Here is a 14,309-nt window from a genome sequence, read left to right on the forward strand (position 1 = left end):
TCAGCCGCTGCCGGCAGCGCGTGGCTCAGTCGTCGCCGAGCACACGCTCGCCCATCAGTTCGCGTTCGCGCTTTTCCAGTTCTTCGGCATAGCGCTTGCGCACGAAGCCTTCCGACAACACGCCCAGCACCTTGCGTTGTGCATCGATCACCGCCAGCTCGTCGGCCTGCGTAGCGTCGAAGACCTTCATCACCGCCACGATGTCGGTGTCTGCCAGCAATGCCGCATCGCGGTGCTTGGCGTAGTCGCTCACCGGCGCATCGGCCTGCACGTTGTCCGCGTACAGCACCGCCAGCGGCACCACACCGGCGTAATGGCCGGCGGCGTCTTCCAGCACCACGCGCTGCGTGGATCCCAATGGAAACCGCCGGCGAAACTCGCTCACCGTGGTGTCGTGCGCAGTGTGGTTGGCGTCCTTGCGCATCATCTTGCCGGCCGACAGATTGCGCACCCACCCCACGTCGCGTGCGCTGCGGATGTTCTCGCCACGCAGATGCAGGCGCCAGGTGGAGAACGAATAGCCAAACACCTGGCGCACCACGGTGTTGGCCACCAGCACCGCCACCATCACCGCGCTCGCCAGCACAAAGTCGTGCGTGCCTTCCAGGATCAGCATGGCCATCGTCATCGGCGCGCCGACAATGGCTGCCGCCAACGCGGCCATGCCCACCAACGAAGCGCTGGTGATGTCCACTGCCGCGGCACCGACCAGCAGGTTCAGGAACACCGCAAACAGGCTGCCCACCAGCGAGCCCATGAACAGCGAAGCGAAGAACAGGCCGCCACGGAAGCCGAAACCCAGCGAGATGCCCGACGCGATGCATTTGAGCACCAGCAAACCGGCCAATACCTGCAGCGTGCTGCTGCTGGTCAGGTCCAGATGCAGGGCGCCATGTCCCGACGACAGCACTTGCGGCGAATACATCGCCAACGGAATCAGCAGCAACCCGCCCACCACCGGGCGTCCCCAGATCGGCAGCTCGATCCGTCCCACGGCGCGTTCGATACCGGCCACCAGCCGCATCACCGCGATGCCGATCAACGCACAGGTCAGCCCCAGCGCGATGTAGATCGCATAGTCGCGCGGCTGCAATTGATAGGCGACCGCCGCCGGCAACGAATACGGCGCGGCACCGAGCGCGTTGGCCATGAACGCGCCGGCCAGCGCCGCTGCGGCCACCGGCGCAAGCGCCGACGGCGTATAGGCGCCGATCACGATCTCGAACGCGTAGAACGCACCGGCCAGCGGCGCCCCGAACGCACCGGCGATCGCGCCTGCCGCGCCGGCACCGACCAGCGTGCGCATGTCGGCCCGGCGTACCCGCAGGACACGGCCCAGCTGCGAACCGGCGCCTGCGCCCATCTGCGTGTAGGTCGCCTCCAGCCCCACCGATGCGCCAAAGCCGTTGGACAGCAGCGTCTGCACCGCAACGATCAGGTTGTCGCGCATCGACATGCGCCCGCCGTGCAGGGCGTTGGCTTCCACCGCATCCACCAGCGGCCGCTTGCGCCGCCGCGCCAGCAAGGCCACCAGGCCCACCAGCAGGCCGCCCAACGGCAACACCAGCAACTGGGTGGCGGTGATCGATTCGGCGGTACTGAGCCGCTCGCCCGGTGCAAGCGCGTACAGCCAGGCCTGCAGCGCATGCGCCATGCCGGCCTGCACCACCATCAGTGCCGCCGCGATCAGCCCCACCACGGCTGCCAGCCCGATGAACCACAGATCGTTGGCGCGCAACTGCCGGCGCAACCACTCCAGCGGCCGTCGCCAGGATGCTGCCGCCGGGTGCACGGCGTGCGTGGGGGTGTGAGGAAGTGGCTGCATGGAAGACCAGCGCTCCGCCGGATCAGGGTGCCGGCGCACGGGAGACGTCAGCGATGCGGCCTAGTGTGCAGCAACCTGGCTGACCTGCCGCAGTCTGGCCGCGGCAGTGCACGCAACGAACACAGCGACAGCAGCGGGCGCAGGCCGCGCGCCGGGGGACGACACTCTCACCCCAGTGCACACAGCGGCGTTTCCCCGGGGCGCAAGGTCAGCACACGCACACCGGTACGCGTCACCGCCACGGTGTGCTCGAACTGCGCCGACAACTTGCCGTCGCGCGTATGCACCGGCCATTGGTCCGGCTCGGCGCGGATCGCCGCCCTGCCCTGATTGATCATCGGCTCAATAGTGAACACCATGCCTTCCTGCAGCTGCATCCCCGTGCCGGCATGCCCGTAGTGCAGGATCTGCGGCTCTTCATGCATCTGCCGGCCGATGCCATGCCCGCAATATTCCTTCACCACGCTATAGCCCTGCTCGCGCGCATGCCGCGCGATCGCATGACCGATGTCGCCCAGCCGCGCGCCCGGACGCACCGCCGCAATCCCCTTCCACATCGCCTGATAGGTGGCCTGCACCAGCCGCCGCGCCGGATACGCCACCTCGCCCACCAGATACGTCGTGCTGGAGTCGGCGATATAGCCGTCCTTTTCCAGCGTGATATCCAGATTGACGATCTGCCCGTTGCGCAGCACGTCCGCGGCCGCGGGCACGCCATGGCACACCACATCATCGATCGAGGCGTTGAGCACGAAGGGGAAGTCGTACTGGCCCTTGCTGGCCGGCCGCGCGCCCAGCTCGTCGACAATCATCCGCTCGACGAAGTCGTTGAGTTCCAGCGTGCTGCGGCCTGCCAGCGGCAGCTGATCCAGCGCATGGAACACCTGCGCCAGCAGCGCACCGGCGTTGGCCATCAACGCAATCTCCGCCGGCTGCTTGATCATGTCCGCGCCGGTTTCAGGGATTGCGGCCGCACGCCTGCCGCGCGCAGTTCCTGCGCCACGATGTCCTGGAACGAGGATTCCGGATGCATCTCGCACAGCATGCCGACCTTGATCCAGAAAGTGGCCTGCGCGTTGATCGACCGGCTGGTCACCGTGCACGCGCGGCGCAGTTGATCGTGCAGTTCGTCATCGATATTGACGATGCCCATGCAAGCTCCTGTGTCATGAATATACGAATCGTATATGAAACGTATAAATTCCCGCAATGCCGGCAGTTGCCTGCGGCTGCGCTCGCCGGGTACCAGGCGGACGCAGCCGGGAAGACACCAGGCAGGGCAGCGCTAGTGACCGGCAACCGGCGAGCGTGCGCCCGCCGCAAAGCCGTGCTGTCGGGCACGCCATGCAATCAGCAGCCCGATTGCCAGCAGCAAGGCCATGGCAACCGGAAAGGTCTGCGCGCCCCATTGGTCCAGCAGCACGCCGCCCACCACCCCACCGCCGGCGATGACGCTGTTCCAGGCAACCACGTTGAGCGACAGCGCAACATCGGCGCCGTCGCCTGCGCTGTCGGCAAGCGCGGTCTGCAGCAGGGTCGCCGCGCCACCAAAGGTCAGGCCCCACACCGCCACACAGACGTAGACCACAGGCTGCACGTCTTGCAGCAACGCCAGCACCACTGAGATCGCAAGGAACGTCGCCAACGACACCAACACCGTGCCACGCAGGTGCTGCTCCACCAACTTTGCTGCCACGCCGATGCCGACCAGTGCCGCAACGCCGAAGATCAACAGCAACACGTCCACGCGATGTGCCAGCCCCGCGTGTGCGGCGAACGGCGCCACATAGGTGTACAGGATGTTGTGAGCCAGCATCCACGCCATCACGGTGGCGAGCACCGGGCGCACGCCGGGCGTGCCGAGCACCTTGCGCAGCGGCACCCGCTGCGCTGCGGACTGGCCGGGGTAGTCGGGCACCTTCAGCAGCACCCACACGATCAGAATGAGCGTCAGTCCGGACATCGCGGCGAACGCGCTGCGCCAGCCCAGTATGCCGCCCATCCAGGTGCCCAGCGGCACGCCGAGGGAAAGCGCAACCGGCGTGCCCACCATCGCAATCGCCATGGCCCTGCCCTGCTGGTCCGGCTGCACCATGCGCCGCGCGTAACCGGCAAGCAGGCTCCACGCCAGGCCTGCCGCTGCGCCGGCAAACAAGCGCGCCACCAGGGTCAGCGCGTAACTGGTCGATAGTGCGGTGACCGAGTTGAACAGCAGGAAGCCGACGATGGTGAGCAACAGGACGTTACGCCGCCTCCACTGCTGGGTCGCAATGGTCAGCGGAATTGCGGCAATCACCGACCCCAGCGCGTAGGCGGTTACCGTCTGCCCGGCCAGTGCCGGGCTGATACCAAGGCCTGCGGACATCTGCGGCAGCAGTCCTGCCGGAAGGGTTTCGGTCACGATACAGATGAAGCCGGTCATGGCCAGCGCCAACAGCGCGGCGACTGGCAATGGCGGCGGGATCGCGCTGGCAGTGGATGCAGTTGGAGAGGTCACACGCTGTCCTTTGTTGGGGAGGGGGATGCCGGTCAGGCCGCTATATATATATCGATCGATACACATAAAGACCGAAAAAAGCAGGTCTTCGTCCTGAGACCTGCCGGCGGCACCACTGAGTGCCTACATATGTATCGCTCGATATATATATCTACAGGTTGGCTGCGTTGTCAACGACATCTGTATCGATTAGTCTTGATGTAGAGATCGGAGGGCGCCATGGCGCAAATGGGAAGGCCACGCAGCTTCGACCGTGACGCCGCGGTGGAAGAAGCGCTTCACCTGTTCTGGGAACAGGGCTACGAGTCCACCTCGTTGAGCCAGCTCAAGGCCGCGATTGGTGGCGGCATCACCGCGCCCAGCTTCTATGCCGCCTTCGGCTCGAAGGAAGCGCTCTTCAAGGAATGCATGGACCGCTACCTGGCGACCTACGCCAAGGTGACCCACTGCTTGTGGGACGCCGCGCTCGGCCCCAGGCAGGCGGTGGAGCTTGCGCTGCGCCGCTCCGCCAAGATGCAGTGCGAGCGTGGCCACCCGAAAGGCTGCATGGTCACGCTGGGAGTGATGAGCGCGCCGTCGCCGGAGCTCTCGGCACTGTGCACACCGCTGACGCGCTCGCGCGCACGCACGCGCGCCGGCATCCGCGCCTGCGTGGACCGCGCCATCGCCGGCGGCGAACTCGGGCCCGCCGTGGACGCCGCCGCACTGACCTGCGTGTTCGACAGTTTCCTGCTCGGGCTATCCACGCTGGCCCGGGATGGCATGAGCTTCAAGGCGATGGATGCCGCGATCACGCAGCTCATGGGGCTTTGGGACGCCCAGGCGCGCTAGGTAGGCAGCGCTTCGACCTTGCCGCCGAGCAAGGCTGGAAGTCGATGCGCGTGTGCTCAAGCGTATCCGCAAGTGCTGTGCTGGAGCCCCAGCCACAGCCGGTGGCCCCGGCCAATCCCTGATGCACTGGTCCTACGGCGGTTGGTGCGCGGCACCGGCCTCCGCCGTGCAGGCGCAAACTGAGCCAACTATTGCACTTTGCAACTATATTTGTAGAGTAGCGCAATGAAAGACGATTCCGCTGTCGCAGCCCTCTCTGCCCTCGCACACACCGATCGACTGGCCGCATTCCGAATGCTTGTTCGCGCAGGCCCTGACGGCATGCCGTCAGGGGAGATTGCCGAGCGGCTTACGATCCCACCAACACGAATGAGCTTTCACCTCGCAACGCTGGAGCGTGCTCGCCTGCTGCGCTCCTGGCGCGATGGGCGACGTGTCCTTTATGCGGCGAGCTACGAGGACATGCGCCAGCTGCTCTCGTTTCTCACCGAGGACTGCTGCTCGGGCAACCCAGAGATCTGTGGTGTGGCCCTGACTCGTTGCGCACCGGAAACCTGCGTTTGAGCCTTCCTCAGCCTTAATGCCCGTCGGCCTGACACGGCCCAGCTCAAGGAGATCATTGCGATGCTGACGATCTATCACAACCCTGCCTGCGGCACGTCCCGGAACGTCTTGGAGATGATGCGCCAGTCTGGCGAGGACCCTGAAATCATCGAATATCTGCACACCCCCCCGACGCGCGAGAAGCTGGTCGAGCTAATTGCCGCCATGGGCATCGCGCCGCACGATCTGTTACGCCAGAAGGGAACCCCGTACGCGGAGTTGGGCTTGGACAATCCTGCCCTCACTGACGAACAGCTGGTGGACGCGATGATCGCGCACCCAATCCTTATCAATCGTCCCATCGTCGTTTCCGATCGGGGCGTGGCGCTCTGCCGGCCATCCGAGAAAGTGCTCACGTTGCTGGCCCACCCGGTCGCGTCCTTTACGAAAGAAGACGGCGAAGCGGTGACGACAGGCGGAGCGTCGAAGTGATGGGTGGCGTTGCCATGGATCTACCCGGCATCGATCCGACACACCTCACCCCAATCGACGTCAACGCACTGGCCACGCCCGGCGACCCCAGACATCCGCCCCGCATCCTCATCCTGTACGGCTCGTTGCGCGAGCGCTCCTATTCGCGGCTGCTGGCAGAGGAAACTGGACGCTTGTTGCGCTGGTACGGCTGCGACGTACGCATCTTCGATCCGCACGACCTGCCGCTGCCCGACGGGGCGGCTCCAGACCACCCGAAGGTGAGTGAATTACGCGAGCTCGCCTACTGGTCGGAGGGTATGGTTTGGGTCAGTCCGGAGCGCCATGGCGCGATGACAGGGATCATGAAAGCGCAGATCGACTGGATTCCTCTCACCGAGGGCGCCAAGCGCCCGACGCAGGGCAAGACGCTGGCCGTCATGCAGGTTTGCGGCGGTTCGCAAAGCTTCAACGCTGTGAACCAGCTGCGCGTGCTCGGCCGGTGGATGCGCATGCTCACGATCCCGAACCAGTCATCCGTTGCCAAGGCGTTTCAGGAGTTCGATGAGTCCGGGCGGATGAAGCCGTCTGCCTACTATCAACGCGTCGTCGACGTTTGCGAGGAACTGGTCAAATTCACCTGGCTTGTGCGTGGCCGCTCGGCGTATCTGACCGATCGCTATTCTGAGCGAGTTGAAAACGCCGAAGAATTGTCCAAGCGTGTAAATCAGCGCTCCATCTGACCACTGCGGAGCGCTGCATGCTTGCCCTCGCGATTTTCATCGTCACCCTTGTTTTCGTCATCTGGCAACCGCGCGGGATTGGCATCGGCTGGTCGGCCCTCGCCGGTGCAGCAGTCGCTTTGGCTACCGGCGTCGTCGGGTGGAACGACGTCGGCACCGTGTGGGGGATCGTCTGGGATGCGACCTTTACCTTCGTCGCCCTCATCATCATCTCGCTCATCTTGGACGCGGCCGGCTTCTTTGCCTGGGCAGCACTGCACGTGGCTCGATGGGGCGGCGGCAATGGTCGGAAACTGTTTCCACTGATCGTTCTGCTAGGCGCCACGATCGCTGCGGTTTTCGCTAACGATGGCGCGGCACTTTTGCTGACGCCCATTGTTCTCGCCATTTTGCTGCGCCTGAATTTCCCACCTGCCGGCGCGCTCGCGTTCACGGTGGCATGTGGTTTCATCGCTGACACGGCAAGCCTTCCGCTCGTTGTCTCGAATCTGGTCAACATCGTCACGGCGAACTTCTTTGACGTGTCATTCGGACGCTATGCAACGGTCATGGTGCCGGTGAATCTAGTGTCGGTCGTAGCGACACTGATCGTGCTGTGGCTCTGGTTCCGGCGCGACATTCCTCGCACGTATCCGGTCAGCGATCTCGAAGCGCCGCGTGAGGCGATACGTGACACGGCGGTCTTCCGTGCTGCCTTGCCACTTCTCGCGTTGCTACTTGTGGCGTATTTCGTGACCGGGCCGCTCGGTGTACCCATCGCTCTGGTGACGGGCGCGGCCGCACTGATGCTGATGGCAATTGCTGGCCGCTGGGCGACGGGCGGCAGAGGCGCCACGATGCAGCTGACGAAGATCCTGCGCGAAGCGCCCTGGCAGATCGTGCTGTTTTCGGTTGGCATGTATCTGGTGGTCTACGGACTCGGCAATGCTTGGCTAACTAAAGCGGCAAGTGCGGTCCTTGAGTGGCTGGCGGCGCAGGGAAGTTTTGTGGCCACGATCGGCACCGGCTTCGCAGTGGCGGGACTCGCCTCGATCATGAACAACATGCCGGCAACGCTGGTGGGCGCGCTCGCGATCGATGGGGCCAACGTTCCCGATGCTACCCGCGAATTGATGATCTATGCCAACGTCGTGGGCAATGATTTGGGTCCTAAGCTCACCCCGATCGGCTCGCTCGCGACGCTTCTATGGCTGCATGTCCTAGCCGGAAAGGGCCAACGAATCACGTGGGGCCAATACATGAAGGTGGGACTGATACTGACGCCGCCCGTTCTTTTGGCCACCCTCGTCGCGCTTTGGATCTGGCTGCCGCTATCGCAATGATGGTCTGGGCGGTTGCTTGGACTGATGCGCAACAGGTTGATGATGGCGCAGCGAAATCGGGGCCGAGAATTCTCAGCTCCCGTGAGTTTTACAGGGAGCCTAACCGCTCGGACGCATAGCCCACATAGTGGCTAGTCATCTCCACACCGGTCCAGCCGTACCCTCAAGCTCGGCCGCTACCAGTGTCGTGCCGCTGCCGGCGAAGGAATCCAGGATTCGTCCGCCTGTCTCGCAGATCTTGACCGGCTGCCGCATCAAGTCGGCGGGTTTGCCGGTCAGGTGATGCTTGTCAGCCTTGCGCACCGATTCACGGATGACCCCCGGCAGCACAGGCGCGCGGCGATCCAGTGGCATGTTGCCCTTGCTGCCCCACACGATGTGTTCGGCTTGGTTCCAGCAGCGCCCCAACTGCGGCCACACGCCTTCGGTCTTGTCCCACACAGTGATGTCGCGCCAGGCAAAGCCGGCGATCTACAGCGCGTCGGTGAACAGCAGCACCGGCGCGCCATCCTTGAGCACGCGCGCGCACTCGGACAGCCACAGGTGCATCCACCCCGGCCTTGCACAGCAGGCGGGCGCATTCGCCACAACGGAGGTTCTTGAGCATTGCGTGGTCTTGCGGTGGGACGGGATTACGCCGCTGCTCGTGGCGTAATTCGGTCAGGCTGGCACTACTGGAACTGAAAAGTTGCTGCGTGGAGTGATGGCGCAATTCGCGCCGGCATACGCCTATGTCGGCCAACACCGCCTTAAGGATCGCGGCGCTGACCAATCGTTTCGGCACCGCCACCGCTATGAAGTGTGTTGCCTCGAGACTATTGCTATAGCGTTGCGGATTTTTCCGTTGACACGCGCCGTGAGCTGGAGCGAGTATTCGGGCGTCGCCGCATATTCGGCGACCGGGATTGGCGTCCCGTAACCTGAGGCGCACCAGCGCCCATCGATCGATGCATGGCGCTTTTTTATCGCCCGCATCGTCGCGGGCGCATGCCGGCCAGCTTTATGGCGGGCGGTGCGCGGGGGCCGCAAGGCCCACCGGTCCTCAGGCCGGCACGCCAACCGCGTACCGTCCGCCACCCGGATTGGCGTCGGGGTGACGGATTTCCAAAACCTGAGGAGACCCGTATGTCCTACAACACCCAAGGAGCGCCCGCGTCTGCGGCGCGTCAGATGCCCCAGCATTTGGGCATGATCGCCAACACTCTCGAATGCAGCAATGCAGCGTGGCTGGGCCTGATAGCGCGCCTCGCAAGTGCACGCAAAGCCTTCCACACCTCCACGTTTGCCGACGCTGCTGCAGCGATCGCTGCAGTCGATGCCTTAGATGCCTTAGATGCCTTAGATGCGCAGGTGCGGCGATGAGCACTAGCAAACAGTTCCGCGTCTGCACCGGCGTCACCCTCAGCTTCGAAATGATGCAGGGCTATGTGCTGGCCATGTTGCATTCCCACGCGCAGCCTGGTCTGCCGCCGGTCCTGATCGCCTGCGAAGCCACCGGCCTTGATGACGTCTTGCCGGGCGGCGATACGCAGAGCGTCGTACTGGGCCGACTGCATGTCTGTATGCATGAAGACCCGGCAGTTGACGTCCTTACTTGGCTGCGCAAGCAAGCGCACCGCAACGGAGCGACACGATGATTACCACACACGCAAACGCTTATCCAGAAGACGCCGACTACGCGATCAGCGAAGAAGAACACGACGTGTCCCGGTAGTTTCCGAGCCACAAAAAAGGCACTTGGCCGCGCGTCCAAGTGCCTGCTTTCTATTGGTGGGCCCACCAGGATTCGAACCTGGAACCAAAGGATTATGAGTCCTCTGCTCTAACCGTTGAGCTATAGGCCCGGCGGGGTGGGTGGCGAGATGCGGGGCATGTCGGACCGTCCAGCTGAGGCGAAAGTTTACCTGTCCGCGCGCGTCGCTGTCTGCTGACATCAGGCATCGATGAGGAGAAGCGCCCGCACCCGCCTGTGCCCGTGCATGCCCACAAAAAAAGCCCGGCGCGAGCCGGGCTTCTAAATTTGTATGCGATGACCGCGCCTTGCGCACCATTCGCGGTAGGTGATCCGGTGCTACAAGCACCTCAGCAATCAGCGCCTCAGCAATCCCGAATCCCCAATCCCGGCTACTAAGCCACCTCAAGCTGCGCATCGACCAATTGCCGGCCTGCACGGAACCCCTGCGCGATGGCTTCCTGGTAGGTCTCCCATCCCTGTTCCCGGCCACCGATGCGTGGCTGGCGTTTGCCGCCCAGTGCGTACACGTCGACCCACAACGTCCACCTGGCACCCGGGGACGCCTGCTCGGTGCGTACGCGAATCTCGTGCTCGCGGTATGTGGTGGTTTCAAAGCGGCTTTGCCTGCTCATACGACGGCCTCGTTCCATTCGTCCATCAACTTAGAAGCCACGGCTAGAACGTCACGTGAGTCAGGCAGAAACATCGGCTTCATGTTGCGCCGCTGTCTGGCTTCGTCGCCGGGGCGTGAATGTCGCCTGCGCCATCCCCGGCGCGTCGGTGCTTCGGCGACGTCCACCCGGGCAAGCATAGCGCGCAGCATGCCCCACAACGCAACAGCCCCGCATGTGCGGGGCTGTTGTGTGATCACTGCACCGATACGGCTACCGGATCAGTCGATGTCCAGGAACGAGCGCAGCTGTTCCGAACGGCTCGGGTGACGCAGTTTGCGCAACGCCTTGGCCTCTATCTGACGGATCCGCTCGCGGGTGACGTCAAACTGCTTGCCCACTTCTTCCAGCGTGTGATCGGTATTCATGTCGATACCGAAGCGCATCCGCAGCACCTTGGCCTCGCGCGGGGTCAGTCCTGCCAACACGTCCCGCACCGTCTCGGAGAGATTGATGTTGGTGGTGTTGTCGATCGGAGACTCCACGTTGGTGTCCTCGATGAAGTCGCCCAGATGCGAATCCTCGTCGTCGCCGATCGGGGTTTCCATCGAGATCGGCTCCTTGGCGATCTTCATCACCTTGCGGATCTTGTCCTCGGGCATGTCCATTTCCTTGGCCAGCTCCTCCGGCGTGGCCTCGCGGCCGAACTGCTGGAGCATCTGGCGGGAAATGCGGTTCAACTTGTTGATCGTTTCGATCATGTGCACCGGAATACGGATGGTGCGCGCCTGATCGGCGATCGAACGGGTGATGGCCTGACGGATCCACCACGTCGCATACGTCGAGAACTTGTAACCGCGGCGGTATTCGAACTTGTCCACGGCCTTCATCAGGCCGATGTTGCCTTCCTGGATCAGGTCGAGGAACTGCAGGCCGCGGTTGGTGTACTTCTTGGCGATGGAGATGACCAGGCGCAGGTTGGCCTCGACCATTTCCTTCTTGGCCTTGCGTGCCTTGGCTTCGCCATAGGCCATCGCGCGGCTGATCTCCTTGATCTCGCCCAGGGTCAGGTAGTTGGCCTTCTCCATCTCGATCGAGCCCTGCTGCTCGGAGACGATCTGGTCCTTGACGTCGCGCAGCGCCGACGACCACTTCTGCTTGCGCTTGAGTGCGTCTTCCACCCATTCCAGGTTGGTCTGGTTGCCTTCCCAGGAACGAATGAAATCCTTGCGCGGCATGCGTGCCACGGTGGTGGCCAGGTGCAGCACCTTGCGCTCGTGATCCTTGATGCCGTTGACCACGCCACGCAGCTGGGTGACCAGCGCATCGGTCAGCGGCAGCGGCAGCTTGAGCGTGGTGAAGATGGCGGCCATGTCTTCGCGCGCCTTGACCACCAGCTTGTGCTCGGCGCCGTTCTTGGCATAGATCTTCTTGAACTTGGCGTATTCGTTGGCCAGGTTCTCCATGCGCGTGGCCACTTCCACCGGGTCCGGACCGGTCGGGCCGGCCTCTTCCTCGGCAGCGTCGTCATCGCCGTCTTCGTCGTCGTCTTCATCGACCGCGTCTTCGTCCACGGCGACCGGGCCGGCGGCGGCCAGCGCAGCAGCGGCGGCGTCGGCTTCTTCGATCAGGTCGTTGAAACCGACCACGATCTCGGCCAGACGCTTCTTGCCTTCCTTGTGCGCTTCGTAATCGGCCAGCAGCATTTCGGTCGACAGCGGGAACACGCCCAGCGCTGCCTGGACCTGGCTCAGGCCTTCTTCGATACGCTTGGCGATGGCGATTTCGCCTTCGCGGGTCAGCAGCTCGACCGTGCCCATTTCGCGCATGTACATGCGCACCGGGTCGGTGGTGCGGCCACCTTCGGTGTCGAGCGCGGTCAGCGCGGCGGCAGCTTCTTCGGCTGCGGTGTCGTCAACCTCGCGGTTGCCGGTGTTGCCATCGTTGAGCAACAGGGTTTCAGCATCGGGGGCAACTTCATGGACATCGATGCCCATGCCGTTGATCATGCTGATGATGTCTTCGATCTGCTCCGGGTCGACCAAGTCGTCGGGCAGGTGGTCATTGACTTCGGCGTAGGTCAGATAGCCCTGTTCCAGGCCCTTGCTGATCAGTAGCTTGATGTCGGATTGCTGGGCAGGACGTTCGTTGGCCATGAGTGCTCGCGCCACCGGCTTTGAGATTGGAAAGAGAACCTAGCATTATACCAGCGTGAAGCCCGGTCTGCCGGATTCAAGACAGGACCGCTGGTGGACGTGGGTTTCTAGGGTCTGAGAAGGAAGGTCACCGGGCCATCGTTGACCAGGTCGACAACCATATGGGCACCAAAGCGCCCGGTTTCCACCCCGCCGCGATGTTTTTGCCGGCAGATCGCCACCAATTGATTGAACGCCCGTTCAGCCTCCAACGGCGGCGCCGCCGTGCTGAAGCCGGGGCGATTGCCGGAACTGGTGTCTGCGGCCAGGGTGAACTGGCTGACCAGCAGCAGGCCGCCGCCGGTGTCGGTGAGTGAGCGGTTCATCTTGCCGGCGTCGTCGGCAAACACGCGGTAGCCGAGCAGGCGCTCGGCCAGGCGCCGGATCTGCGCGTCGCTGTCGCCGGGCTCGACCCCGACCAGGGCCAGCAGCCCGGGACCGATTTGCCCGACGGTCTGCGCATCGACCGTGACGGCGGCGCGGGTGACACGTTGGATCAACGCAAGCATGGGCACTCTCCGGCAGCAAACTGTGCCGCGCAGCATGCCCAGCACGGTTGGCACTGTCACGCGCGGGTCATCGCCGGCCGCGCTGTTTAGAATTGCGCGGATGAAACCCGATGTTCGCGCTCGCCTGCTCTACGCTACCGCCGCCACCGTGGGCCGCCTGCCGTGGCCGTTGCTCAAACGTGTGGCCGACGCGCTGGCCTGGAGCTGGCGCAAGCTCAATGCGCGCGAGGCGCGCGTGGCACGCCGCAACCTGGAACTGGCGTACCCGGAACTGGATGCCGGCCAGCGCGCGCAGCTGCATGCGCAGGTGCTGCGGTCGACCGCGCGGCAGACGCTGGAAGTGCTGCGCACCTGGACCCGCCCGCCGACCGAGAACCTGGCCCGGCTGCAACGCAATGGCCAGGCGCTCTACGATGCCGCACTGGCTTCCGGGCGTGGTGTCATCGTGGCCGCGCCGCACTTCGGCAACTGGGAGCTGCTCAACCAGTGGCTGTCCGAACGCGGGCCGATCGCCATCGTGTATCGCCCGCCCGAATCGGACGCGGTGGACGGTTTCCTGCAACTGGCACGCGGCGGCGACAACGTGCGCCAGGTGCGTGCCGAAGGCCCGGCGGTGCGGCAGTTGTTCAAGGTGCTCAAGGACGGTGGCGCGGTCGGCATCCTGCCCGACCAGCAGCCGAAAATGGGCGATGGCGTGTTTGCGCCGTTCTTCGGCATCCCCGCCCTGACCATGACCCTGGTCAACCGACTGGCCGAGCGCACCGGCGCGATCGTGCTGTATGGCTGGTGCGAACGTGCCGGTGGCGACCTGCAATTCGCGCTACATGTGCAGCCGGCCGACCCGGCAGTGGCCGACGCCGACCCGGTGCGCGCCGCCAGCGCGCTCAACGCGGGCATCGAACAGATCGCCCGGCGCGACCCGGCGCAATACCAGTGGACCTACAAGCGCTACACGCTGCGCCCGCCGGGCAGCGGCGAGCCCAACCCGTATGCGACCGAGCGGCATCCGCACTGACGCCGGCTGGCT

14 protein-coding genes, 1 tRNA gene and 2 pseudogenes are annotated in these 14,309 nt (G+C 64.2%); 8 read left to right on the top strand and 9 right to left on the bottom strand.

Annotation, left to right across the window (positions count from 1 at the left end; translation table 11 throughout):
- Window positions 1-25: 25 nt before the first annotated feature.
- From ACCQ04_RS17955 to ACCQ04_RS17970, 4 genes are all read right to left on the bottom strand, one after another.
- On the bottom strand, window positions 26-1,825 hold the full coding sequence (locus ACCQ04_RS17955) for a chloride channel protein (protein ID WP_167709784.1): 1,800 nt from the start codon (window positions 1,823-1,825) through the stop codon (window positions 26-28).
- 167 nt (window positions 1,826-1,992) lie between these two features.
- The gene (gene map / locus ACCQ04_RS17960) at window positions 1,993-2,769 is read right to left on the bottom strand and encodes a type I methionyl aminopeptidase (RefSeq protein WP_046344586.1); all 777 of its coding nucleotides are present in this window, start codon (window positions 2,767-2,769) and stop codon (window positions 1,993-1,995) included.
- Complete coding sequence (locus ACCQ04_RS17965; RefSeq protein WP_024938505.1) at window positions 2,766-2,978, bottom strand: ParD-like family protein; 213 nt, start codon at window positions 2,976-2,978, stop codon at window positions 2,766-2,768. Before ACCQ04_RS17965 ends, map begins: the two co-directional genes overlap by 4 nt.
- Window positions 2,979-3,110: 132 nt before the next feature.
- The gene (locus tag ACCQ04_RS17970; RefSeq protein WP_226427588.1) at window positions 3,111-4,247 is read right to left on the bottom strand and encodes an MFS transporter; all 1,137 of its coding nucleotides are present in this window, start codon (window positions 4,245-4,247) and stop codon (window positions 3,111-3,113) included.
- 294 nt (window positions 4,248-4,541) lie between these two features.
- Here ACCQ04_RS17970 and ACCQ04_RS17975 point away from each other — a divergent pair, with 294 nt between their 5' ends.
- From ACCQ04_RS17975 to ACCQ04_RS17995, 5 genes are all read left to right on the top strand, one after another.
- Entirely contained in the window at window positions 4,542-5,153 is a 612-nt protein-coding gene (locus tag ACCQ04_RS17975; RefSeq protein ID WP_166773092.1) for a TetR/AcrR family transcriptional regulator, read from the top strand.
- A 225-nt stretch (window positions 5,154-5,378) separates the two neighbouring features.
- On the top strand, window positions 5,379-5,717 hold the full coding sequence (locus ACCQ04_RS17980; protein WP_081400636.1) for an ArsR/SmtB family transcription factor: 339 nt from the start codon (window positions 5,379-5,381) through the stop codon (window positions 5,715-5,717).
- 60 nt (window positions 5,718-5,777) lie between these two features.
- On the top strand, window positions 5,778-6,188 hold the full coding sequence (gene arsC, locus ACCQ04_RS17985) for an arsenate reductase (glutaredoxin) (RefSeq protein ID WP_080931373.1): 411 nt from the start codon (window positions 5,778-5,780) through the stop codon (window positions 6,186-6,188).
- Window positions 6,189-6,202: 14 nt separating this feature from the next.
- A complete protein-coding gene (gene arsH / locus ACCQ04_RS17990) occupies window positions 6,203-6,910 on the top strand; it encodes an arsenical resistance protein ArsH (RefSeq protein ID WP_184379437.1) in 708 nt (235 codons plus the stop codon).
- 17 nt (window positions 6,911-6,927) lie between these two features.
- Complete coding sequence (locus tag ACCQ04_RS17995; protein ID WP_255618567.1) at window positions 6,928-8,232, top strand: arsenic transporter; 1,305 nt, start codon at window positions 6,928-6,930, stop codon at window positions 8,230-8,232.
- 88 nt (window positions 8,233-8,320) lie between these two features.
- Here ACCQ04_RS17995 and ACCQ04_RS18000 read toward each other — a convergent pair.
- Window positions 8,321-8,784: pseudogene (locus ACCQ04_RS18000) on the bottom strand (DNA methyltransferase); the annotation flags it as partial.
- Window positions 8,785-9,357: 573 nt separating this feature from the next.
- Between ACCQ04_RS18000 and ACCQ04_RS18005 the strand changes: the two are divergent.
- Both ACCQ04_RS18005 and ACCQ04_RS18010 read left to right on the top strand, forming a co-directional pair.
- A complete protein-coding gene (locus tag ACCQ04_RS18005) occupies window positions 9,358-9,594 on the top strand; it encodes a hypothetical protein (RefSeq protein WP_104568914.1) in 237 nt (78 codons plus the stop codon).
- Window positions 9,591-9,869: a hypothetical protein gene (locus tag ACCQ04_RS18010; protein ID WP_226427526.1), complete on the top strand. Its 279-nt coding sequence runs from the start codon at window positions 9,591-9,593 to the stop codon at window positions 9,867-9,869. Before ACCQ04_RS18005 ends, ACCQ04_RS18010 begins: the two co-directional genes overlap by 4 nt.
- A 131-nt stretch (window positions 9,870-10,000) precedes the next feature.
- On the opposite strand, the gene ACCQ04_RS18015 is transcribed toward ACCQ04_RS18010, so the two are convergent.
- The 4 genes and pseudogenes from ACCQ04_RS18015 to dtd all read right to left on the bottom strand — a co-directional run bounded on the left by ACCQ04_RS18015 (window position 10,001) and on the right by dtd (window position 13,282).
- Window positions 10,001-10,076: transfer RNA gene (locus tag ACCQ04_RS18015), tRNA-Ile, on the bottom strand.
- Between the two features lie 283 nt (window positions 10,077-10,359).
- Window positions 10,360-10,673: pseudogene (locus ACCQ04_RS18020) on the bottom strand (hypothetical protein).
- A 186-nt stretch (window positions 10,674-10,859) separates the two neighbouring features.
- Window positions 10,860-12,734 (bottom strand): RNA polymerase sigma factor RpoD, encoded by a 1,875-nt coding sequence (rpoD, locus tag ACCQ04_RS18025; RefSeq protein ID WP_016902493.1) that lies wholly within the window; start codon window positions 12,732-12,734, stop codon window positions 10,860-10,862.
- Between the two features lie 107 nt (window positions 12,735-12,841).
- Window positions 12,842-13,282, bottom strand: a complete 441-nt coding sequence (gene dtd, locus ACCQ04_RS18030; RefSeq protein ID WP_046344664.1) for a D-aminoacyl-tRNA deacylase — start codon at window positions 13,280-13,282, stop codon at window positions 12,842-12,844.
- Here dtd and ACCQ04_RS18035 point away from each other — a divergent pair.
- Window positions 13,281-14,297 carry a lauroyl acyltransferase gene (locus tag ACCQ04_RS18035; RefSeq protein ID WP_226427527.1) on the top strand — a complete coding sequence of 339 codons (1,017 nt, stop codon included), beginning with the start codon at window positions 13,281-13,283 and terminating at the stop codon, window positions 14,295-14,297. The two genes, dtd and ACCQ04_RS18035, sit on opposite strands and share 2 nt — an antisense overlap.
- The last annotated feature ends 12 nt before the right edge of the window (window positions 14,298-14,309 follow it).

Origin of the sequence: Xanthomonas sp. NCPPB 2866 (assembly GCF_041475745.2) — a bacterium.
GTDB classification, from domain to species: Bacteria; Pseudomonadota; Gammaproteobacteria; order Xanthomonadales; family Xanthomonadaceae; genus Xanthomonas; species Xanthomonas arboricola.